Origin of the sequence: Marinilabilia salmonicolor (assembly GCF_003003035.1) — a bacterium.
In the GTDB taxonomy this organism is placed as follows: domain Bacteria; phylum Bacteroidota; class Bacteroidia; order Bacteroidales; family Marinilabiliaceae; genus Marinilabilia; species Marinilabilia salmonicolor_A.
Genome location: NZ_PVTS01000010.1, coordinates 39,693 through 63,461, shown reverse-complemented (window position 1 = coordinate 63,461; position 23,769 = coordinate 39,693). Strand labels below are relative to the sequence as shown.

19 protein-coding genes are annotated in these 23,769 nt (G+C 44.0%); 9 read left to right on the top strand and 10 right to left on the bottom strand.

What is annotated here, in order from left to right; translation table 11 throughout:
- The first annotated feature begins 31 nt into the window (after positions 1 to 31).
- The 5 genes from BY457_RS11410 to BY457_RS11390 all read left to right on the top strand — a co-directional run bounded on the left by BY457_RS11410 (position 32) and on the right by BY457_RS11390 (position 3,662).
- Entirely contained in the window at positions 32 to 376 is a 345-nt protein-coding gene (locus tag BY457_RS11410) for a hypothetical protein (RefSeq protein WP_258176705.1), read from the top strand.
- A 75-nt stretch (positions 377 to 451) separates the two neighbouring features.
- Positions 452 to 1,681 (top strand): isocitrate dehydrogenase (NADP(+)), encoded by a 1,230-nt coding sequence (locus tag BY457_RS11405; protein ID WP_106153461.1) that lies wholly within the window; start codon positions 452 to 454, stop codon positions 1,679 to 1,681.
- A gap of 226 nt (positions 1,682 to 1,907) precedes the next feature.
- Entirely contained in the window at positions 1,908 to 2,336 is a 429-nt protein-coding gene (locus tag BY457_RS11400; RefSeq protein WP_106153460.1) for a hypothetical protein, read from the top strand.
- A gap of 55 nt (positions 2,337 to 2,391) precedes the next feature.
- Complete coding sequence (locus BY457_RS11395; RefSeq protein WP_258176704.1) at positions 2,392 to 3,144, top strand: SDR family NAD(P)-dependent oxidoreductase; 753 nt, start codon at positions 2,392 to 2,394, stop codon at positions 3,142 to 3,144.
- A gap of 188 nt (positions 3,145 to 3,332) precedes the next feature.
- A complete protein-coding gene (locus BY457_RS11390; protein ID WP_106153459.1) occupies positions 3,333 to 3,662 on the top strand; it encodes a hypothetical protein in 330 nt (109 codons plus the stop codon).
- 411 nt (positions 3,663 to 4,073) lie between these two features.
- Here the strand turns inward: BY457_RS11390 and BY457_RS11380 are convergent, their stop codons facing one another.
- The gene (locus BY457_RS11380; protein WP_106153457.1) at positions 4,074 to 5,663 is read right to left on the bottom strand and encodes a dipeptidase; all 1,590 of its coding nucleotides are present in this window, start codon (positions 5,661 to 5,663) and stop codon (positions 4,074 to 4,076) included.
- 161 nt (positions 5,664 to 5,824) lie between these two features.
- On the opposite strand from BY457_RS11380, the gene BY457_RS11375 reads away from it, so the two are divergent.
- On the top strand, positions 5,825 to 6,808 hold the full coding sequence (locus BY457_RS11375; protein ID WP_106153456.1) for an aldo/keto reductase: 984 nt from the start codon (positions 5,825 to 5,827) through the stop codon (positions 6,806 to 6,808).
- Positions 6,805 to 7,569: a type 1 glutamine amidotransferase domain-containing protein gene (locus BY457_RS11370; protein WP_106153455.1), complete on the top strand. Its 765-nt coding sequence runs from the start codon at positions 6,805 to 6,807 to the stop codon at positions 7,567 to 7,569. Before BY457_RS11375 ends, BY457_RS11370 begins: the two co-directional genes overlap by 4 nt.
- A gap of 10 nt (positions 7,570 to 7,579) precedes the next feature.
- On the opposite strand, the gene BY457_RS11365 is transcribed toward BY457_RS11370, so the two are convergent.
- The 9 genes from BY457_RS11365 to BY457_RS11325 all read right to left on the bottom strand — a co-directional run bounded on the left by BY457_RS11365 (position 7,580) and on the right by BY457_RS11325 (position 18,994).
- Positions 7,580 to 8,260, bottom strand: coding sequence for a DUF2293 domain-containing protein (locus BY457_RS11365; RefSeq protein ID WP_106153454.1), 681 nt, complete (start codon positions 8,258 to 8,260; stop codon positions 7,580 to 7,582).
- Positions 8,261 to 8,693: 433 nt separating this feature from the next.
- Complete coding sequence (locus BY457_RS11360) at positions 8,694 to 9,221, bottom strand: PepSY-associated TM helix domain-containing protein (protein ID WP_106153453.1); 528 nt, start codon at positions 9,219 to 9,221, stop codon at positions 8,694 to 8,696.
- A gap of 244 nt (positions 9,222 to 9,465) precedes the next feature.
- Positions 9,466 to 10,023: a hypothetical protein gene (locus tag BY457_RS11355; protein ID WP_106153452.1), complete on the bottom strand. Its 558-nt coding sequence runs from the start codon at positions 10,021 to 10,023 to the stop codon at positions 9,466 to 9,468.
- 27 nt (positions 10,024 to 10,050) lie between these two features.
- Entirely contained in the window at positions 10,051 to 11,268 is a 1,218-nt protein-coding gene (locus tag BY457_RS11350; protein ID WP_106153451.1) for a DUF4857 domain-containing protein, read from the bottom strand.
- Positions 11,269 to 11,451: 183 nt separating this feature from the next.
- On the bottom strand, positions 11,452 to 12,120 hold the full coding sequence (locus BY457_RS11345; RefSeq protein WP_106153450.1) for a hypothetical protein: 669 nt from the start codon (positions 12,118 to 12,120) through the stop codon (positions 11,452 to 11,454).
- Positions 12,121 to 12,124: 4 nt separating this feature from the next.
- On the bottom strand, positions 12,125 to 13,006 hold the full coding sequence (locus BY457_RS11340; RefSeq protein ID WP_106153449.1) for an ABC transporter ATP-binding protein: 882 nt from the start codon (positions 13,004 to 13,006) through the stop codon (positions 12,125 to 12,127).
- 244 nt (positions 13,007 to 13,250) lie between these two features.
- Complete coding sequence (locus BY457_RS11335; protein ID WP_106153448.1) at positions 13,251 to 14,774, bottom strand: DUF6850 family outer membrane beta-barrel protein; 1,524 nt, start codon at positions 14,772 to 14,774, stop codon at positions 13,251 to 13,253.
- 28 nt (positions 14,775 to 14,802) lie between these two features.
- On the bottom strand, positions 14,803 to 16,002 hold the full coding sequence (locus BY457_RS11330; protein ID WP_106153447.1) for a DUF4876 domain-containing protein: 1,200 nt from the start codon (positions 16,000 to 16,002) through the stop codon (positions 14,803 to 14,805).
- Positions 16,003 to 16,015: 13 nt separating this feature from the next.
- Positions 16,016 to 18,994: a TonB-dependent receptor gene (locus BY457_RS11325; protein ID WP_106153446.1), complete on the bottom strand. Its 2,979-nt coding sequence runs from the start codon at positions 18,992 to 18,994 to the stop codon at positions 16,016 to 16,018.
- A gap of 428 nt (positions 18,995 to 19,422) precedes the next feature.
- Between BY457_RS11325 and BY457_RS11320 the strand changes: the two genes are divergently transcribed.
- Both BY457_RS11320 and carB read left to right on the top strand, forming a co-directional pair.
- Positions 19,423 to 20,106: a TonB-dependent receptor plug domain-containing protein gene (locus BY457_RS11320; RefSeq protein WP_106153445.1), complete on the top strand. Its 684-nt coding sequence runs from the start codon at positions 19,423 to 19,425 to the stop codon at positions 20,104 to 20,106.
- Between the two features lie 416 nt (positions 20,107 to 20,522).
- The gene (carB, locus tag BY457_RS11315; RefSeq protein WP_106153444.1) at positions 20,523 to 23,726 is read left to right on the top strand and encodes a carbamoyl-phosphate synthase large subunit; all 3,204 of its coding nucleotides are present in this window, start codon (positions 20,523 to 20,525) and stop codon (positions 23,724 to 23,726) included.
- Positions 23,727 to 23,769: the final 43 nt, after the last annotated feature.

The window sequence follows — 23,769 nt, the reverse complement described above, 5'->3', positions numbered from 1 at the left end:
AACCTGGGAGGAGACTTTTTCTCCCGAGCAGTTGCAGCGGGTATGGAATGGGTATGCCCGTTCGGTAGAGAAATCCAATCCCCGTCTTTTCAGTATGCTTACCGCTCATTCGCCCCGTCTGAAAGGTGATAAAGTAGTGGTTTTTCCTTTGAAGAACGAAACCCAGGAGGTGGAGTTGCTAAAGGAAAAAAAGGGACTCTTTGATTTTCTCAAAAAAGAACTTCGCAATGCCAAACTAAGTCTGGAGACTGAGTACATCAGGGAGGAGAGTGGTCCTCAAAAGGCTTATACTGCAGCTGATAAGTATAAGGTGCTGGCAGAAAAAAATCCCTCATTGGATAAACTACGCAATATGTTGAACCTCGATATTGAGTAAAATTGCCTGCTGGCATGAACCATGTGCATTTGTAAACTGTTTATTTGACCTAATTGATATACAAACAATTGACCTATGACGAAAATTAAAGTTCAGAATCCGGTGGTTGAACTGGATGGTGATGAGATGACAAGGGTCATCTGGAAAATGATTAAGGAACAACTTATTTTGCCTTATCTTGATCTGGATATTAAATATTACGACCTGGGAATGGAGAGTCGTGATGCTTCGGATGACCAGATCACTGTGGATGCTGCAAAGGCCATTCAGAAATACCATGTGGGTATTAAATGCGCTACCATTACCCCTGATGAAAACAGGGTGGAGGAGTTTGGCCTGAAACAAATGTGGCGATCTCCCAACGGAACCATCCGGAATATCATCGGAGGTACTGTTTTCAGAGAGCCGATTCTTATAAAAAATGTTCCCCGACTTGTTCCCGGATGGGAACATCCTATATGCATTGGTCGTCATGCTTTTGGTGATCAATACCGTGCCACTGATTTCGTGACCAAAGGAAAAGGAAAACTGACCATTACTTTTACTCCTGAAGATGGGTCTGAAGCTCAAGAGTTTAATGTATATGATTTTGAAGGAGACGGTGTGGCCATGGCTATGTATAATACCGATGAGAGTATCCGTGGTTTTGCACACAGCTGTTTTAACCAGGCCATCATGAAGAAGTGGCCGCTCTATCTTTCTACAAAGAATACCATTCTCAAGAAATACGACGGACGCTTCAAGGACATCTTCCAGGAGATTTATGAAAGTGACTATAAAGCGAAGTTTGAAGAGTTGGGAATTACTTATGAACATCGTTTGATTGATGATATGGTTGCCGCAGCATTGAAGTGGAATGGCCGGTTTGTCTGGGCGTGTAAAAACTATGATGGTGATGTGCAGTCGGATACTCTTGCACAGGGATTCGGTTCTCTGGGATTGATGACTTCCACATTGGTTACTCCGGACGGGAAAACCATGGAAGCTGAAGCTGCGCATGGTACCGTGACTCGTCACTTCCGTCAGCATCAGGCAGGAAAGCCGACATCTACCAACCCCATTGCATCTATTTTTGCCTGGACCAGAGGTTTGGCGTTTCGCGGTAAACTGGATGGCAATGAGGAATTGATCAAATTTGCCCTTACTCTGGAGCAGGTTTGTATCGATACCGTTGAAAGTGGTAAAATGACCAAAGACCTGGCATTGACCATTCATGGCAAGGACATGAAAGAGGAGCATTACCTCAATACGGAGGACTTCCTCACTGCTCTGTCTGAAAACCTGAAAACAAAAATGGAGAATTAGAACAGTGTTCTTATAATATTGAAAACCCGTGTATGGTTAAACGTACACGGGTTTTTTCTGTTCGATAATGAACACATTTTTGTTGCAAAAGTAAACACTTCTGCTTTGAAAAATTATCCTGAATAAGCTATAATGTGCTGTATGTTAGTTTTTAATGAATTGTGGTATAGCTATTGATTTACTCCTGTCAGCAAAACAATTACTTAACTAAACAGGAGGATTGAAAATGAAAACTTCAGCAATTTTTTCAGCAATGATTTTGGCAGTAGCAATCAATATTCATGCTGCCGGAAATGAAGAAAAACCTTTAAAAAAGGTGAACGAAGAACATACTGCAGGTCTATTTGCAGTTTTGGAAACCATAGAAGAACCGGCAGACAACCTGGAAGCATGGATGCTGGACCCTGCAGCATTCTCAGAAACCAATGAGTTTATTGAAGTTGAAGAGTGGATGCTGGATGTATCAACTTTCGGAAAACCGGAAACTGCCACCGCCAAGGTAGTTATGGATGAGTATTTTACCGCTGATTATGAAGAAGACCTATTGGCAATTGACCCCTGGATGTTGTCGTTAAATGTTTATGGGCCGGCTTACTTTGAGGCAGATTTTGAAGAAGAATTTTTGCCCATTGAAGATTGGATGTTTAACTTCTGATTTCTTTACTGGCTTTTTCTGAATAAAGTTCTTATCTTAAACCGTACAGGAATAAATGAAGAACTTTATGGAACATAAGCTGAAAGAAAAACGGGCCATCGTAACCGGAGGAGCTAATGGAATAGGCAAAGCTGTTGCCATTGCTCTCGAAGAAGCCGGAGCTAAAGTATGGGTGGTTGACAAAGATAAAGAAGGGCTGGATCATCTCCGAAGTCATTACCCATGGATTCATACAACACATCTCGATCTGGCCGATGCCGATGAGATTCTGAAATTCTTCAGGCAAATCGAAGTCGAATGGCGATTTGCGGATATCCTGGTCAACAATGCCGGCCTTAGCCGGTTTAAACCACTCGATAAACTGACCATTGAAGAGTGGGACTACATCATCAACAGCAATCTGCGCGCAGCTTTCATTTGCGCCCGCGAATTTTCCAGAATGCATGCACATGGACAGTACGGGCGCATTATTCAAATGGCATCTACACGTCACCTCATGTCCGAACCCGGTGGAGAGGCTTATGGGGCTTCCAAAGGCGGAATTGTTTCACTCACGCACGCCCTGGCCAATTCCCTTGCGGGTACAGGTATTACCGTCAATTGCGTCAGTCCCGGATGGATACACACCGGAGACCCCGAAAGACTCAGACCAAAAGATCATGAACAGCATCCCAGTGGCCGTGTCGGCAAACCTTCTGATATCGCTTCTTTGGTGATGTGGCTTTGCAGCCCCGATAATGATTTTGTAAACGGGGAAAACATCTACATCGATGGGGGCATGACCCGTAAAATGATTTATGAGCATTAAATGGGCCCGGGACGGGCGGCTTCCCGGGATGTGCGATTTTCTAATCGCACGTCCAAACCTAAACTCAGCCTATGAAAAAGGAGCACTATCGATTACATTTACCACATTTTCATACCCCCGGGCAACAATTTTTTGTGACATGGTGTCTGAAGAATGCAGTTCCATCTAAAGCTTTTGAAAAGTACTCAATGGAATTGGAGCATTTGAAAGCTGAAATTTATTCACACAAAATCAGGAAAACTTCTGATGAGAGAATTGATAATGTGAAAAATGACTATCAAAGAGTGAAACGGAGGTACTTCAATGCATTTAATGAAATGCTTGATGTTCAAAAAAAACCTGATAATAATCTTTCTGAAATTAGATCTGCAAATATTATTTCCGAATCTGTTAAGTATTGGGAGGGGAAGAAAATAACTAACATTGCTTTTTCCATAATGCCAAATCATGTGCATTGGGTTTTGGAAACTTTTGAAAAGGATTTTGAAGGTAAGCCTGATTTTTGCAGGATATTCTAAAATCTATCAAGCAGTTTTCTGCAAAAGAAATAAATAAAACAAAGAATTTATCAGGTAATTTATGGCACCGGGAAAGTTTTGATGTGACTGTTAGAGGATCTATTCATCTTTCGAAAGTGATTAGTTATACGCTGAATAATCCTGTTAAAGCAGGTTTTGTGAATCATTGGACTCATTGGCCGGGAAATTGGTGCAATGAGGATTATCTTGACTGGTTTTAGCAGGACGGGCGATTTCCGGGACGGGCGATTTCCCTATCGCCCTTTAAGTTTTTAAATGGGGTGTAGGGAGATCATCCCTCCAGGAATGGGGTGATAAGGAGATCATCCCTCCAGGAATGGGGTGATAAGGAGAATATCCCTCCAGGAAATGGGGTGATAAGGAAATCACCCCTCCTGAAAAAATCACTTCTTAAAATTTCTCATCATATTTCGTCCACAGAAAATCTCCAAGCCTCCAGGCTTCACTGACCACCCGGTTACCCCATTTTTCGGTATATCGGGTCAGGTGATCGATGGTGTGTTTGGTGCGCATACTCATAGCCTCTTTTTCTGCCGTTCTCTGACTTTCAAAAATCTCCTGCTGGAGAGGTGTCATTACGCTGTCCACATCATGGTGCATATCGTTCCATCGTTGTGATGCCAGGGTGCTGAGCCGGTTGAAAGCCCACCAGGCTGACTGACGACTGAATCCTTTTCGACCGGGCACTTTATAGCTTGCCGGAAGGTCAGTGACGCTGCAATAAACAGGGATGTAAACCGATGTGGCCACATTGTCCTGCGCGAGCCATACCAGTCCGCCGATTTCATTGGGCAGCCAGTCACGGCTTTGTGTGATGGTAGCATACATCGTGTACCAACGGGCAATGGTACGCTCGCCCAGGTCGCCCCAGCCACCATGAATGTTGTGAAGATCGTAGGCATCGTAAGGCATAAACGGACTGGCCATAGGGTGGGGGATTGTATCCCCATCTTCGGTCACTTTCTTAATGTGGCCAACCATATCGTAGGGAGTTCCTTCGTAGTAATCCTTGAAAATCTCAATCATTTTTTCCAGGGAGACTTTTTGAGCAGGTTTCACCGAAAAAGGATAATCACGTGCTTCCGGATCCAATTCCAATGATGGATTCATCATGCTGAGAACGCGCCATTCGCGTCGGCGGGCTGCCATGGACTCTCTGCTTTCGGGGGCATACGCATCAGCAAAACGGAACGGGCCGGTGGCCTGGTTCCACCACATACTGTCGCGGGCCACATCAAAGATGTTTTCAGAAGCCATGAAAAAGTCGGGGTTTTCCAGGTCTATTTCCTGAATACGTGCTGCATTGGCATTGACGCTCACTTCATCGTCGGGAACTCTCTGTGCCACCCATACAGCTCCTTTTTGCCCTTTTCCCGGTCCCACAATTTCCATGTGCCAAACCTCTTTAGTATCGGCAATGGTCAGACATTCGCCTGCATCGTTCCATCCGTATTTTTTGAGGAGTTCCCCGCCGGTCCTGATGGCATCTCTGGCATTGGTTGTGCGTTGAAGCATGAGCTTAATCAGGCGTTGGCAATCGATGAGCCCTTCGTCTGACTGTAGGGATTCTCTTCCTCCGAAAGTCGATTCCCCAATGGCAAGCTGTTGAGTGTTCATGCAGGGATATGCGGTGTTGATATATCCGTAAGTTTCGCGAACCTGAGGAATCTCTCCAACAGGTGTATGTTTGTAGGCCGGCATGGGACCTGAATCATCAGCTTCCCGCTTATACATGGTTACCTTATCTCTGCGTCCAAATCTTTGTGCCGGAACAATATCCATCCAGGCACGCGTGCGGTGACTGTCATCAGTATGGGAGGTCATTACAGATCCGTCGAAAGTGGCTTGTTTACCCACAGTAATGGAGGTACATGCCTCGGGCACTCCGTTTTGGTAATCGGGTTTGTCCTGGGCATTGCTTATGAAGACAATGACGAAAAGAACAAATAAAATGGAAATAAAACGATTGGTGTATAGCATGATAATAGCGATTTTTAATGTTGAAAAATGATCAGGGTGGCAGACAACAAAAATAATGAATTTTAGGAAAGGAAAAAGACGATTGAATCATGGTAAATGATTTGCTTGAATATTGAACCATTGCATGCTGTTTTCCGTTGGTCTAACAAAAGCATGAGATTATGGAATATCGAACACTATCAGATTCACAATTACGTCTTTCGGCAATCACTTTTGGATCCTGGGCTGCGGGTAGCTGGATGTGGGGAAAAACAGAGCGGACCGATGCCATTGATGCCATCAGGACTGCCTACGAACATGGCGTTACCTCTATTGATACGGCTCCCATTTATGGTCAGGGAACCAGCGAAGAGATTGTTGGAGAGGCCATAAGGGATATTCCCAGAGAGAAGGTTCAGATTCTTACCAAATTTGGGTTGAGATGGGATCTGCCCAAAGGGAAATTTTATATGAAGACCAAAGATAACGATGGTCGGTTTATCGATGTTTATAAATATGCCGGAAAAGAGAGTGTGATTGAGGAGTGTGAGAATAGTCTGAAGCGATTGGGAACCGACTACATCGATTTGTATCAGATTCACTGGCCTGATGTTACTACCCCGGTAGAGGAGACTTTTGAGGCTGTGGAGCGCTTGCTGGAGCAGGGAAAGATCCGTTATGCCGGAGTCTGTAATTATGATGCATCTCTTGCAGAAAAAGCTAACCAGGTGGTTGATATTGTTTCCAATCAGATGCCTTTTAGTATGGTTAACCGAAAAATTGAGGAGGAAACACTGCCCTGGTGTATTGCAAATAACAAATCTGTTTTGGCTTATAGCCCTATGGAACGTGGATTGTTGACCGGAAAAATGAAACCCGGGCAAAAGTTTGGCGAGGGAGATCACCGTAAAATTCATCCATCCTTTAAAGATGATCATATCATAAAAGTAAATGAATTTCTCAAGGCCATTCAGCCCGTTGCTGAAAAACATGAGGTTACACTGGCTCAATTGGTGCTTCGTTGGACCCTGGAGCAAAAAGGTATTACCATTGCATTGGCAGGCGCCAGAAATGCACATCAGGCTTCCCAAAATGCCAAAGCTGCTGATGTAAAATTATCATCAGATGAATTGGATTTTATTAATCAAAAAGTAGATGAATTATGAAGATGAAAATATTAAGTTTCCTGTTTTTCCTGTTTGCTGTTAATTTCACAGATGCAAATGCTGCAATCTGCAAGGATGGAGGTGAGAAAGAAAAAATACTTTTTGTCCTTACAAGTCATGATAAACTTGGAGATACCGGTAGAGAGACAGGGTTCTATCTGTCCGAAGCGGCTCACCCCTGGAAGGTATTGAAAGAAGATTACAGGATTGATTTTGTTAGTCCTGCCGGAGGAGCAGTTCCGGTGGATGGGTTTGATCTGGAAGACCCGGTAAATAAGGAGTTTTGGGAAAATGAGCAGATTCAAAAGCAACTGGCCAACACGATGAAGCCATCAGAGGTGAATCCTGAAGATTATGTGGCCATTCACTATGTGGGAGGCCATGGCACCATGTGGGACTTTCCGGAAAATGAGACGTTGGCTGGCATTGCCGCTCGCATTTATGAAAATCAGGGAGTGGTGAGTGCAGTATGTCACGGTCCTGCAGGATTGGTCAATATTCAACTGACCGATGGGACTTATTTGATTGAAGGAAAGAAAGTGGCCGGCTTTTCCAACGCAGAAGAGAAGGCTGCCGGATTGATGCAGGTGGTCCCTTTCTTGTTGGAAGATAAAATTAAGGAACGTGGAGCCGTCTATTCCGAAGGAGCCAAATTTACAGAACATGCCGTCCGTGACGGACGTCTGGTAACAGGTCAGAATCCCCAATCGGCCACCAAAATGGCAGAAATGGTTTTGGAAGTACTACAAAGGGAAAAATGATAAGTAATTATCATTTTTCCCTTTGTAAAGCCTTCTTCAGTGGGCACTTTTCATCTACAGACAGTCCTGTCCGGTATTTTTCCAATAAAGACACTGATTGTTCTGCCAGCAACCGTCTTACCCGTCGGCGCTCTCCTTTAATACGCTGGATATTCAGATGGTCATAAGCGGTGGTTTGATGACGCATCCAGGCAATTACGGCTCGCGCAGCCCTTTCCTCCAGAGGAATCATGGAGGTGCGTGCCACCGTTCCAGAGCCTACGGGAATGGCATGAGCAGTGATGGCCCGGGCCATTTTGGTTTCCAGTTCTTTATGTTGGGGATGGAAATTTAAAAACTCTTTAACTGCCTGATGGAACTCCTGCTCATAAGCTACCTGCTGTTTTTCCCGCCTTTGGGCTGCATATTCCTGTCTTTTTTTGTAGCTGTCGGTGTTTCGGGTGGCTGCCATTTCTGCTGTGGCCTGTTGGATGGTTTCGGCGGGTGCCCAAATGCCCAGAGAAATGGTTCGGCGTCCTTTTTTTTTCTGAATTCGCCAGCAATTGCCTTTGGAAGTGACTTTACGGGTGACACCTGCATCCCCTGCCGGGAGAAAAGCCCAGTTGTCGGGAGGCGTAATGATTTCTCCTCTCTGGTTTACAATGGTATTGTGGGGGCCTGGTGCGTATATCTTGATTTCTTTATTGGGCATTCTTGTGTTTTTGGGCAAAAATATAGATTTAATCTGTGGAGACATGATGTTTTTTACATTTACTGTCAAAAGTTCTTTTAAAATTCAGCTTGTCAGCATACTAATTCTGTAGGTGTGCGGTTTGGCGATACCGACAGATTCTTTTATTAAAATAAAGGGGCAATATCAAAAGTTACCAACTTGGTTTTGTCTTTGATTTTTCTAATCACTAAAATTGGGATTCTTCACTTTGTTACCAATAATAGCTCAGTTTCAGCGAATTCTTAGACAAGCAAAGTGGCAGGAATTAGCGCCAATCCGCTGTTAGAGCCAAAACGGCGGATCGGAATCCGCCGCACCTGATGTAAATAATCTTCTTATATTGAGTTTTTCATAAATTTATTAATTGTGAAAGTGCTACATTGGGATAATGCATTTGGGATTATTCGCAGATTTACAAAAATGCAAAAACCACCACCAGTGCTATTCCGGCCGCAAACCACCAGACACCTCTGCGCATAAATCCGTTCTTTCCGGGAACCATGAACAGGCCTGAGAGTGCCAGAAATACCAGAACACCGGCATAAATGTCTGCAATAAAGCCCCAACCTTTCACCTGATTTTCGTGCAACTGACTCATAAAAAGTACCAGCGGACGGTCTTTATAGGTCTCATAATTTGTGATGCCGCTCGCCTTCTGATATTCGCCCATACCGCCTGGAAAGTAAAATACAATCTGTTCAGAACGTTCTTCCAGGTAGGTGATGGCTTTTTCAGAGGCTGCGGAAGCCCATGCGCTTTTGAGGGCCTCAGGCGTTAAATCCGGAGATAGCTGAACCGTTTCTTCTGTGGTTTTTACACCCATTTTGTGGTGAAGGAAAATTCCTGAAAGTGCATATACCAAAGTAATTCCCACAACAAAATAGCCTGCATCGCGGTGAATGCGACGCAGCCATAATCTTATTTTATTTTTTGCCAGCATGTTCTTTATATTAGGGCCTGCTGAAAAAGTCAAAAGAGGAGAATTTACAAGCCGCCCCAATCGAAGGAGTATTGAAATACTTCGAGTTTGGGGCGGTGAAGTAAATTTTATTCTTTTGATTAGCAGTTTGTATGAGTAAGCGCAAAGAAATTCGTCTGGGAGATGAAATAATCTTGCACTTAAGAGTTTGTTGTTATAATTTAAAATTTTAGTAGATAATAAAACAGGCGTTTTTCAGCGCGCTCTATTCTACCACTTCATAATCAATGCCATCCACATAAAAAACTGAATAGAAATTTTTGTTGTTGGCAGCCATCCAGTCACGCATCTCTTTGATGTTTGCAAGTTCTGCACTGCATTGGTTTTCATTGATCTCAGCCTGCTCTTTCTGATCAATGGTTTTCTGTTCCCATTGGTTGATGTACTCCTCAGAAAGGCGGTTTTCACGTACAACGCCTTTAATCACAAGTCGTGTTCCGTTGAGTTCCGAATTGAATCCGCCGATTTCTCCTTTGGCTTCTACGCGAATGGAGTTATCGCTGCTTTCATCTTTGAGGAAACAGCGTTTCCCGGAATGTTTGCATACATGTGTCACCACTCCTTTGATGACTACTTCTTTGTCCACATTTTCGGCTGCTATTTCCATCAGGCTGGCTACATTGACGGCTTTGGAGATATCTACTGACGGGGCCTCTGTCGCTGTATTCGTGTTTTCTGTTTCTTTATTGTCTGATTTATTGCCTGATGAGACGCACGATGCCAATAAAAAAAGTGACGCTAAAAAGAAAAATAGTTGTTTCATTTTTTTAATGTTTAGTTGGTGAATTATTTAATTTTCTTCAGTATTTCCAATGATGATGGATGCCAGCAGCCCAAAAGTTCCAGTAAGCAAAATTAAAGCTGCTGTCCAAAAGGGTATGGACTTCTTCTGGTACCGGCGAGTCAGAATGTAACCCAAAAGTAGTAAAACCGCTGAGATCAGATATGCGAAACCTGTAAATTCTATGCGGGGTTTTACATATTCATCGTTTACGGAAGTGAAACGCAGGCTGAAGGGGAACAGAATACTGTACAACTTTTCATTTTCGTCAGGTGCAGAAAAAGTTATGCTTTCTTTCAGCTGGTAATCGGATGCATCCACGGCAAAAAGAGTTTGTCCTGTTTCCGAAGTGACTTCCACATTCCAGTAAAAAAGGTTACCCATAATCAGGAGGTTGTCGCTTTCAGGATTGAACGGAGGAACCGGTATTTCTTTTACTTCATATCCTCCAGTGAAAATAGTAAACAACCGCCCCTCATCTGTAATCAGAAAAGCATAAAACTGTCGGGCCGGATATTCTGTTACTGTAATCCAAACAGGATTTATGTCTTCAGGAAGATCCACAGAGCCGACATAAGGACGTCCGTTGACCATTTTCAGATGAAAGAGTTTGTTTTGGCCGTCCACAATGAAATAGCCCTCGTCATAAGCTTTTCGGGTTGTGGGGTTCCCGGCAACGATCTTGGGAGGCCCCATAAAACCTTTTTCCCGGAGAGCCGCATCAAATTGGTTACTCTTTTCTTTGTCGATGGTGTTGGTTTCCGGTTGCACAAACTCCAATTTTCGGGTAAGCCTGAATCTGTCTCCCGGCATTTCCAGATCCACTCTTTTGGGCATTGATTCGAAAAGAGTGTATAAGGGAATCACCGGTTTGTTTTTATCGGCCGGACGGTAACGTAAGTAGAAATTGTTCATGGCAATGATTTTCTGATTCATCTCCACCCCATGTAATGAATCGGGGAGGTTGCCTTCCCGTGTCAATTGCCGGAAATAGACCATTGGCAAAATGCTGTCGAACTGGGCCTGTGTATAGGTGTTTCCTTTGGCATCTTTGAGTGTGGTTTGTTCGTTGATGGTTTCCCGGATGCCAAAGGTTTCGGCCACACTGCTGTAATAGGTAAATGGATAATGATTGGGTTTGTCGGTGGCGATATCCCATAGCCAGGGCAGCACCCACGCCAGTAGGAAAATGGTGGTGATGGATAATAGTATTTTTATGATTTTCATTCGTTTAAAATTTTGTAATTATGTGATAAAGAACTAATTAAAAATTTGAGAACGAATGGAACCGCTTTGCTCTCGCATAATATTCTTTTAAACATATTCTCTTGTGATATTTATATTTAAAAAATATCATGCTCGTTTCATTCGTTTGCGATTTGCTTGTTAATATTTTTGTTGCTCCGGAGATTATTGTCTTCCGACTTTCAGACGGAAAACAGAGAGCCAGAGAAATAACACGAAAAGTATTGTCCCTGCAAGCATCAGAACCGGCATAGGAGCATAAGCCGCCGGGAAATCCGAGAGAAAAAGGATGCGAATAAGTCCTGTTGATATTAGCAGATTGGGAATGCGCATTCGCCAGGTGGGTTCCACTGCTACAAATACACAGGCCAGATAAGCCCACAAACCTGCTACATACCAGGGAAGAACGGTAAGGGCACCATTGCTCACAATTTCAGGGGCAAACAACAGGTGTATGCCTGTAAACAGGCCTGCAAACTGCACGAGGAAAAGCCCCGTCAATAGTATAAAACCAAATCCGACCATCCAGGTGGTAATGGTTTTCTCACGCAGCGGCAGGTGAAATGTTAGTTTTATTCTGCGATTGGTGATTTCGGGGATAAACTGAGACAATCCCAGTAGTGCTCCGCTAAGCAAGGGGAGGTATTTCAGTTCCGAAAACAAAAACTGGTTGCGCGTAATAATCACATCCCAGATGTGTTCTGCACCCACCAGGCGGATGGAGCGACCCACACGCATAAACATATAGATGTGTAGCAGTAGTCCCGCAATGGCGATAGCCAGCAGAAACCACCGGGTTTTAATCCATTCTTTGTATAAAAGTGCTTTTATCATGGTTTTAGTATTTTCCTGTGAGACCGATGAAGGCTTCTTCCAGTGTTAATGATTCTTCCTGCAGGTCATTTGTTTCAAATCCCTGTTCCTTTAAATTCTGTACAATGGTTTGTTTACCCGCATCGGAATAGAATTCCATTTTGTTGCGTATTTTTTCGGGGTGCACCACCGGCATCTTTTTCCAATTTGGAGCCAGGAGGGAGGTCATCCGGTAGCGTTTAAAGGAATTAAGAAACCTGTCAACGGGTTGTTGGAGCAGTAATTTGCCATAATCCAGAATCATGCAGTCATCGATCAGGCGCTCCATATCCTGAATGATGTGGGACGTGACAAATACTGTTTTGTCTTCAGCATGTGCATATTCACTCAGGTAATCCACGAATAGTCGCCGATATCCCGGATCCAGTCCCATGGAAAAGTCGTCCAGAATCAGCAAATCTGCATTTTGGGCCAGTATAATGCCCAGTGCCACTTGGGATCGCTGACCGCAGGACATTCGGGAAATGCGCTGTTTGGGAGCAATTTTCAGTTTGTTCATCAGCTCCCAGAAAGGCACCTTGTCCCAAAGCGGATAAAAAGAAGCGTAGAATTTTTCAATTTGTGCGATGTTCATGAATGAATACTGAACATGTCCCTCGAGCAGTAATGCCACTTTTTGCTTTACTGAAGGGCTGAGTCGTCCTGCATTTTGTCCAAACATGCGGCACTCACCCGATTTTGGCTGCAAATAACCATTCAAGATATTGATGGTAGTGGTCTTGCCGGTTCCGTTTTTGCCCAACAGCCCTACTATCCGTCCTTTGGGGATGGCAAAGTTCAGGTCTTCATAAATGCATCTGTCGCCATAATAATGGGTGAGATGTCTGCATTCTATTACATTTTCCATTGTTTGTATTTTTCCTTTATTAATTAGTGTTTGTCCATAAAGTATCATTTACTGCGTTACGCTTGTCCGAAAAGTACTCATTTACAAAAAGTAAACTCCGTATTTTCGGACTTCGCAAGCCCCCGAAGAAAAATCGGGGCAGGCTTTGTAACTGGCACTTTCTGAACAGACACAGCTCCAGCCAGAACCTTTCCCGACTTTATAGACGGGCACTAATTACGAATTACTGGCTACTTGCTACTGACTAAAAAAGCACCAGCCCCAGCGACAGCCACACTTTTGTGGCGGTTTCCCCACGGGCCTTGAGTAACTTGCATCCGGCTTTGATTTGCCATGCGTTCTGGTTTTTCATGGTTTGTATATGTTTGGCTTCCAATTGTGTGTAAAACTTATTAGCTGACCGGAATTGAAAATCAGGCAATAAGGTCTTCTGCACGATGAGGTTGTCTTCGGCTACCAGTAATTTATTGCTGGTTGCGGTGATCCATGCAGTGGCGATATCTATGGTGCTTATCGATTGTTGATGATTTTTTCTGATGCCCACTGATGGTTTAATAATTAGTTGATTGATTGCTGTTTTCCAGGGAGTAGTTCTATACTCAGAGGAATGAAACAGAATACCGCTTTTCAGTTCAGGGATGATTGTCCACTGATTATTTGTGATCCATCCTTTACCCTTAAGGGAGAGCGAGGAGTATTGCTTGTGGAACTTTTGATTTTTTGAAAGTAACTGTGTTTCGGTGGTTGCAGTAATCGTATCTACAATAAAGGTTTCGTAATAAAACTCCGTGCCTTGGCCAGTTTCATGAGTTGCATCCAGGCTGATTCGGTATTGATGCGCCGGTGTTTTCCATTGATATCCGCTTGTCAGGATCAGGTCGGTGGACTTGTAGCTTCCACGTGTGCGGTGGCTGTAGGCTGCATCAATGGTTTCCGAGGCGTATCGGGTATTTAGGAACCATCCCTCTTCCTGTATTGGTAGAAACTGAAATTCAAGTGCATGATTATTGCCTTTGTAATCAGTGGAATAGTTGTCTGATGAGCCGGAAAGGTTCTGGTTGTAATACCCAAAGCCATACATAAAATAAATCAGGTCGGTTCTGCCTTCCTCGTAAGATTTGATATTTAGCGCCTGATCGTAACGGCCAAAAGTGACAGATAAGGCCGCCAGATTTGATCTGCCAACGGGCAGGGCCCAACCGGCAGTGAACTTAAAGTCGGAGATGATAGAATAACTGCGCGGATCGCGGGTTCTGTAGCTGCTTTGAGCACGGTAGCTTGCGGAAAGACCGAGCGTACCGGCTGGGGTTTGGTGCGATAGTCCGCCCGACAAAAGGTAGGTCTCATAGTCACGGGTGCCGGTGGTACTGTCTGCTATAATATATGGCCCCAGTCGATGAACATCTTCTACCTGTGACCAACGAATGTATTTTTCTTTTTGACGGTGGTAGGCCGCTTTTCCAAAGAGCGTGTTTCGATCGTTTTTGTGGTATCCCACAACTTCTCCACCCAGGGTATGATGTGTATCTCCCTGATGATGGTAATGAAGAGAATTGTTGTTTTGAATTGTTGTATTTACTGATATTTCCGTGTATCGATCCAGCGGAAGGAATTGTTTGAGGGCCGGCTGGTTTTGCGCCAGCCGGATGATAGCAGGTTTATCGGAATGCCACAGATGGGCACGCCGGGAGACCGATAAAGTATCGGCTCCCTGCATGGCCACGTGACAAACGATAAAAACAAATGTTATGAAAAATCTCTGAATCATTAGCTTTGATAAGTTTCCCTCAGGTATTTTATTCTTCTATGATGCCCGGTTTGGGATCAACAGTGCTGAGAAAGTCCACCGCTGAGTTGTTGGTGTCCATGTAGATGATACGTCCATCCTGAACCGACTGAACCTTGCGTCGCACTACTTTGCCATATCTGGCATCGTTGCCATCTCCACAGTTGATATAGCTGAGGTCTAAAGCAGGTGAGAGTCCTTTGCTGAGAAAATCCGAGGGAGTTCCCATTTCTACCGCATCCAAAATGGAACTGTTGGGTATTCTGTAGCGAACGGAGGTACTTCCGTTGGCATTTTGTTTTTCAATCAGGTTGCTTTCCAGAAAATCATCCATGGAGCCTTCCGGTCTGAAAATGACATACGATTTAAACCCCTTATTGTGCGGTGTCCAGATTGATTTTGAATAACTAAAGTTTTTGACCAGATTGGGTACTTCAGGAACATCAACATCCAGAATATGATCATCGTACCACTCAAAATTGGCACCCGACAAATCAATGGAACTGGCATTGTCAGCCGTATGGTCAATGGCTACATCGGCCATAACAATACTCTCCCCGGGCTGCACCGGATAGGTAGAACCATCTCCCGGAATGGTGTAAATCAATTGTGTTACAAAGTACTCGTCTATCATATCTGCCCAGATATTGAGTTCTGATGAGGAGTTATGATCCGACTCTCCAATAGAGATTCCATCAGCATACAAAACTTCATCACTATTATTGTAGATTTCAAAGTATTTGTCTTTGTAATAACTTCTGCCTTCGGGTGTTTGTGAACCGGTGACATACAACTCTTTGAACACCCAACCCTCACTGGCAGGTGCAATAAAAAGACCGATTTCTGTTTCGAAGGCGGTTCCTGAAACACTGATGTTTTCCGTCAGTCCTGTAAGTTTCACGGTTTGTTCAAACTGGTCATTTCCAATTTCAGAGATATAGTTTTTCTCTCCGCTGACAAGAATGTTGTAAACCCCTTCTTCCACAGTAGCAGTGTAGATTCCTGTGTCATCAACAGCTCCGGTTGTTTCATTTCCGTTGGTCGTATTGGAGAGTGTTACTGCCAGGCCTTCGGGATTGACATCGTCACCCATTTCCTGAGGCAGGGTAACCGTTACCGTTAGTTCCGACATGGGAACTGTTTCATCGTCTTCGCAGGATGCAGCAAGCAGCAGCACAGACATTGCAAATAGTAAATTGATGTACTTCATAGTATGTGTTATATTAGATGTTAAACTTGAGTTCCATTCCAAAATAAGGTTGTTCACTTCTGAGATAGGTGGCACCTGTTCTTAGTTTGTAATCGGGCAGGTAGTTGATCAGCCGGTTCACGAAAAAGGCGAATGTCAGATGATTTCCGATTTCTTTACTGACTTTGATGTTTACCCCCATATCGATGGGTTTTTTCTGTTCATCGAAATGATAAGGGGTGAAAGTGCGTGTCAGCAGTTTCAGTAACGGATCCTCCTGATCAGCTTCCGTGTATGGATAAATGTTGCCTTTGTTGTCCATGTATGCCACCGGAGTCCCATCATAAGGGAGATATTGTTGTTTCTGATACCAGGTAGTTTGCAGCGCCAGCGTCAGCAACAACCGGTGTTGAGGCAGGTGGGTGTCAAATCGTAAATTGGTGTTGAACAATTCCTTTCTTTCGCTTTCAGAATCATCCATTGCAAATATTCCCACATAAGGATATTCTGTTCCCTGGTAAACAATAGAGCGTCTTTCGTATTCGGGCAGGGATATGTGATACCGCGTTTTGAACCAGGCTCCGCTGATGGTAATGCGTGTGTTGAGTGTTCTGATTTTTGGCGATATGATTTGGTATTCCAAACCCTGCTTGTGCAGCTCAGAGCCGTTTGTATGTTGTCTGTATGAGAATAACCGACTTCTTTCTTTTGCCGAAAAGAGATCGATGGCAGGAGGAGTAGTAAGATTTTCGGAAGATACAGATGCCGGATCGTAATAATTGTAAGTATAGGATACAAAGTTTGCAGCTGACAGGATACCATCATTCAAATATTCATCAAAGAGCGAAAGCATCACTTTGGTTTTTCCGATTTTTGCATTCAGCCCGATTTCTTTTTTCAGATTCCTGACCGGTCGGATGCTGTAATTGGTGCGATCCTCAATTTCAGTCATCACATACAGCTGGCGCAGTTCAGGTGTCTGGGAGTAATAATTCAGTTCCACTATGTCGAAATACTCTTGCTGGGGATAGAGCATTGCCAGTGCAGGCATCCGCGTCATTTCTCCCATTGCGGCATGAAGGGTGAGCTTAATCTCCTGCCCGGCCACCTGAAACTTTGGGAGGGTATAACCAATATGTCCACGCAGGTCAGTGTACACTTTCCCCTGCATATCAAAATCCTTGCTGATACCGGGAAGCATCTGTATTCTGATGCCGGGACGTACTTTTAAGTGATGTTTTCCCATGTTGAAATTCAACTCTTCTTCCGCATAAAAGGAGAGGGTATGCATGGCAGGAATGTCACTGAAATCATAGGGCCTTCCTCCATTGGTGGGAAATATCGGACGTGACGCATCAAAGATGTCTCCCTTGCCAAAATTCTTGAGCGTTTGCCAGTCCACACCGCTGTTGAACTGATGGGTTAGGTTATGTACATTTCCGCTCAATGAAAAATCCAGCGAAGCAAAGAGCTGAAAAGGTTGGTCATCCCGTTCAAAAGATGCTTCATATCTTGATGGCAGATATTCGGCGTAATATTTTCCTTCTTCCATAGAAGCCGGAATTGGTTGGGGGCCTGTCAGAGCAACCAGCCTGTCGCGCGTAAGTGTGTTTTGGGTGTGACTTGCTTTTATTCTGAACTCTAAATTTTTGCTGACGTCCCCGGGAATGTGCAGATCGCTCTGTACGCTAAAATCCATTCGGGAACGCTCTGCCCGGTATTCATCTTTCATTCCATAATTTAGTTCCGGATCTTCCTTCTCTTTATCTATCGTCAAAAGATAGTCCAGCCCTGTTTTGACAGATAAGGTGCTTTGGCCAATGGAATAGTGATTGGAGTAACGCAGCGAGGACTGATTCCGGAGGTAAGTTTGCAGAGGACTTCTTGGATCATCTTTGTAATGCAGAAGTTCAGTTCCAATATTAAGAATCCCTTTGTGATTGCCCAGGTTGATGCCTTTGCTGATGGCAAAAACTTTGTTTTTCAGGTCTGTCTTCGCCCTTGCCGACAGAGGTGATTCGCCCCATTTCCGTTTGATGATGACAGCCCCGGTGGAGAGATTGCCTTGTCTGGCAGAGGGAATGCCGCGTACAATCTCGACTTGCTCAATGTCATCCGTAGGAACCTGTCGCATATCAATGCCATTGGCTACGTTGATGCGATTTTTTAGTTTGAGACCGGATTCCGCCAAATTATTGCCCTGCATGGATGCATCACTGCTGAGAGGAATGCCGTCCACATAAAAGGATGTTCCGTAGGCTGTATTGAGATCATCACCGGCCTGTCTCAGTTTTATGGAGTTGATTTCCGACAAATTCTGCTTTCCCCAGCGGTATCCGGGTAGCAATTCCAGCAAATCACCAAATCCGGATGGTTGCAGGTGCTGCATGGCCTGGCGGTTGATGACTGATGTACCCGTCTCGTTGGCTTTTTCGGTAGCTGTAACAATGACTTCCTGAATCCGGAGATCCAACCTCTGAAGCATTATCGTTTGTGTCCAGTTCGTCTGTAGGTCAATGGTTGTTTCAAACGGGGTGTAGCCCAGACAATGTGCCACCAAAGTGTACGTTCCTGCCGGAATATTTTGAAACGTGAATTTTCCGTTGTTATTCGAATATTGCCAGCGGTTTAATTCTTTTAGTCCCACGGCAACATATTGTATAGGGTTGTTGGATGCTTTTTCCAGAATTGTTCCTGAAACGGATTGGGATTGTTGAGCGGATGAATAGGGGGTGAGTAGTGAAAACAGCAAAAAGATCAAAGTGTATTTGACTTTCTGTTCCAGAAGCCAATTGTTCTTACGATTCAAATAATTTTTGTTGTCGAATGCACTGTACTCACAAAGAATAGTTGATCTGCATGAGACTTGTTTTTTGGTGTTTTTCCAAAAAAAATGCCTTTCGGAAATCCCATTCGTTTCATCTGATATTTGTGGAATGCGCAGTTTCAATGCAATGTGGTATTGTTTCGGAAGACAAAAATAGAGGAGAAGGTCAGGAGCATCAATCCCCATTAAATGGGGTTTTGAGAGACATTAACTCATTGACTTTAAGGGTGGCATAATCCTTGTAATAAGTTGTGGGAATGGAGAATGTGAATATTTAATGCAAATATTCCAATGTTTAAATACTCCCAACAAATAGGGGTATTGCAGGGTTTAAAATTAAATCATCGGATAACTGGAGTAAGGGCAATTGACAGGCAGAAGACAGATGAAATAGTTATATTTCTATGATTTATCACAAAGAGAATTCTTCCTCTACGGTTAGATGTTAGATTTTGCCCGGACTCAGATTTTTTGTGTGGTCAGTAAGGGTTTTTATCCCTCTCATTGTCTATAGATTAAAGGTCATTTAATTTGAAGTTTAAACCACTGATGGGATTGCTGATCTAATATATTGAAAATGAATTAACCCTGATATTTAATAAAAGGAGAAAGTTATGAAGAATTATTTTTTTAGTATTATACTCCTTGTTATTCTTGCTGGTTTTTCGACAACAGCCCAGACCAGAATTGTACAAGGACAAGTCACCACGCTGGACAATCTGCCTGTGGCCAACTTTGAAGTTCACGCCAAAAAAAGTGGAGCCGGAATTAATACCGATTCTCTTGGCCGTTTTAGTATAGTCACCAAAGAAAAGGATGTTTTGCTTTTTAAAGGGAAAGTATTTCGCAACGAGCGGGTACGTATCAACGAAAAAGTGAAGGATTCTCTGTTTGTTCATGTTACCTTTATTCCAACTCCTGAAAATAAAAAAAGAGCAGTTGGTTACGGGTATGTAGATGAAGATGAGTTGATTAATTCCGTCTCTCATATGGGGCCTGAAAATGAAGATTTCTGCAATTATTCGGATATTTTTGAGCTTATCCGCGGACGGCTTCCGGGGGTTGAAGTTCGGGGAAGGGGCCATGGTGCAGAGGTTGTTATTCGGGGTACCAATTCATTGAATTTATCCAGTTGTGCGTTGTATGTGGTGGATGGAATAGTCGTAAGTTCCATTTCCCATATTAGTCCTTGTAATGTGACTAGTATCGATGTAATTAAGGATGCAGGATCATCTATTTATGGAAGCCGCGGAGCCAACGGAGTGGTTTTAATTGAAACGAAAAAAGGCGGGGCATAGGATTAAATTCTGCTAACCTGAACTATTTAGTGCCTGCTTTATTTATAAGCTTGCTAAAAACTAAGTGACGGGTCCTCATATTTTTTGAGGGCCTTTTTTTGTGCCAAAAGTTAAGCAAGTCCAAAAGGACAATTCATGAAACCAAGTTTGGGGGAGTGAAGAACGAAGGAATACAATTGATTATCATTGTCGTCCGGTTAAAAAATTGAGATTGCTTCACTACGTTCGCAATGACGCGACTTTACACGATTATGGGGGTTGGTAGGGGTTGATTATCAAAAAAAAGAGAAAAACATCCTCCCGCCGATTAATAAATTATATTTTTGTGGAATAAAAATTAACTATTTGTTATTTTTTGAGCGCAATTTGAATAAAGTTGTCAGAAACAGGTAACCAAAATGACTCAAATATAAATTATGGCTAAACGAAACGACATCCACAAAATATTAATCATCGGGTCGGGACCCATCATTATCGGTCAGGCTTGTGAATTTGATTATTCGGGTACTCAGGCTTGTAAAGCACTGAAAGCACTGGGGTATAAAATTGTATTGGTCAATTCCAATCCGGCAACCATCATGACGGATCCTTCCACTGCCGATGTGACTTATATTGAACCCCTGAATGAGTTTGCACTGACCAAAATTATAGAAAAGGAGCGTCCCGATGCTTTGTTGCCCAATCTGGGTGGACAAACAGCTTTGAACCTCTCTTTGACGCTGGCCAATAAAGGGATTCTGGATAAATACAATGTGGAGGTAATCGGGGTAAACCTGAAAGCCATTGAAAAAGGGGAAGATCGTACCGAGTTTAAGAACTCTATGATTTCTCTTGGTATCGACATGCCCAAAAGTAAAGCGGTGGAGACTGTGGAAGATGCCGAAGTCTTTGCTGCAGAATTGGGATATCCAGTGGTGATTCGTCCTGCCTATACCATGGGGGGAACCGGTGGCGGATTGGTCTATAACCTGGAGGAATTGCGAACCGTTGCCGCGCGTGGAATCGCCGCCAGTATGGTAAATCAAATCCTGGTGGAAGAATCGGTTCTGGGCTGGGAGGAGCTGGAGCTGGAGGTTGTACGTGACTCCAAAAACCAGATGATTACTGTTTGTTTCATCGAAAATGTGGATGCCATCGGGGTTCATACAGGAGACTCGTTTTGTACGGCGCCTATGCTGACCATTTCGGAAGCACTGCAGCAGCGTCTTCAGGAATATGCTTATCGAATTGTGTCGGATATTGGCGTGATTGGCGGAACCAATGTGCAGTTTGCCCATGACCCGGTGACTGACAGGGTAGTGGTCATCGAAATCAATCCGCGTACTTCGCGCTCATCTGCTCTGGCCAGTAAGGCTACCGGATTTCCTATTGCCTATGTTTCTGCGTTGCTGGCAGGTGGATTAACGCTCGATGAGATTCCTTACTGGCGCGATGGCTCTTTGGAAAAATATACCCCCGGTGGCGATTATGTTGTGGTAAAGTTTGCCAAATGGGCATTTGAGAAATTCGACGGACTCACCGATAAACTGGGCACACAGATGCAGGCCGTGGGTGAGGTCATGAGTATTGGTAAAACCTATAAAGAGGCATTTCATAAAGCCATCCGATCGTTGGAAATAGACCGATACGGACTGGGGTTTGCAAAAGATTTTAACGAAAAATCGCTTGATGAGCTGATGGTGATGCTCAATGTGGCCACCAGTGAACGTCAGTTTATCATGTACGAGGCTCTTCGCAAGGGGGCCGGTGTGGATGAACTGTTTGAAAAGACTTACATCAACAGGTGGTTCATTACGCAAATGAAAGAGCTTGTTGAGCTGGAAGAAAAAATATTGTCGTTCAAAGCAAAAGAGTTGCCTGATGAGTTGTTCATCGAGGCCAAAAAAGATGGTTTTGCTGATAAATACCTGGCTCAGTTGCTTGGTATAGGTGAGAAAGAAATACGCGACAGACGTAAAAAGCTCGGATTAAACGAGGCATGGGAACCGGTTCCCGTAAGCGGTGTGGAAGAAGATGCTGCTTATTATTACTCTACCTACAATGCCCCCAATAAAGTAAAGACAAGCGACAAGAAAAAAATTATGGTGCTGGGTGGGGGTCCCAATCGTATTGGTCAGGGTATTGAGTTTGATTATTGTTGCGTGCATGCCGCTTTTGCACTTAAGGATGCCGGTTATGAGTCTATCATGGTAAATTGTAATCCGGAGACCGTTTCCACCGATTACGATACATCGGATAAGCTTTATTTTGAACCGCTGACCGCCGAGGATGTATTGAGCATCTATGAGCAGGAAAAGCCCGAAGGTGTAATTGTGCAGTTTGGCGGTCAGACTCCGCTCAATTTGGCTAAAGAATTGGAAGAAGCCGGGGTGAAAATTCTTGGTACTTCACCGCATACAATCGATTTGGCCGAAGACCGTGACCAGTTCCGCCAGATTATGCAGAAACTTGAAATTCCTCAACCTGAGTCGGGGATGGCCAGTTCGCTGGACGAAGCCCTGAAAATTGCCGGTCGTATCGGATATCCGTTGATGATCCGTCCTTCGTATGTGTTGGGTGGCCGTGCCATGCGTATCATTCTGGATGAGGAGATGCTGGAGCAATATGTTAAAACTGCCACAATCGTATCTCCCGACCGACCGCTGCTGATAGATAAGTTTCTGGAAGACGCCATTGAGGCGGAGGCAGATGCTATTTCTGACGGAACAGAAGCCTTTGTGCCTGCGGTAATGCAACACATCGAATATGCCGGCATTCACTCAGGCGATTCGGCCTGTGTGATTCCACCGGTGGTAATTCCTCAGAAGCACATCGACACCATGAAAGAATATACCCGTCGCATTGCTTTGGACATGAATGTGAAGGGATTGATGAATATTCAGTATGCCATTTATGATGACACGGTTTACATCATTGAAGCAAATCCTCGTGCATCGCGTACCGTGCCTCTGGTATCCAAAGTTTGCGGGGTTTCAATGGTGCCCATCGCCACTGATTTACTGCTGGGTAAAGATCTGAAATCATTTGCACTCAAAGAGAAAGTGTTTAAGCATTACGGTGTAAAAGAGGCTGTATTTCCTTTTAATATGTTTGCAGAGGTGGATCCCCTGCTGGGGCCGGAAATGCGCTCTACCGGAGAGGTACTCGGACTGGCAGAAAATTATGGAATGGCTTTCTTTAAATCTCAGGAGGCTACAAAGTCCGGACTACCCATCGAAGGTAATGTACTGATTACTGTGGGTGACAGAGACAAAGACAAAATTGTTGATGTTGCCGGAAATTTCCGGGACATGAACTTTGGTATCCTCGCCACAAAAGGAACTGCTGCTTTCCTGAAAGAGCATGGAATTGATTCAAAGGAGATCAGGAAAGTTCATGAGGGGCGTCCCAATATTGTGGATGGCATCAAAAACGGGGAAATACAACTGGTTGTGAATACTCCGGAAGGTAAGGAGAGTGAGTACGATGATTCATACATTCGCAAGAATGCCATTAAGTACAACATTCCGTATATTACCACCACTTCTGCCGCATTGGCTGCCACTGAAGGAATCCGTGAGCGGCTCAAAGGGGATTACAAAGTGAAATCTCTGCAAGAGTATCATGCAGAAATAGAATAGCGTTCTTATAAAATGGATTCAGAAGGGAATGCCGTTGACGTGG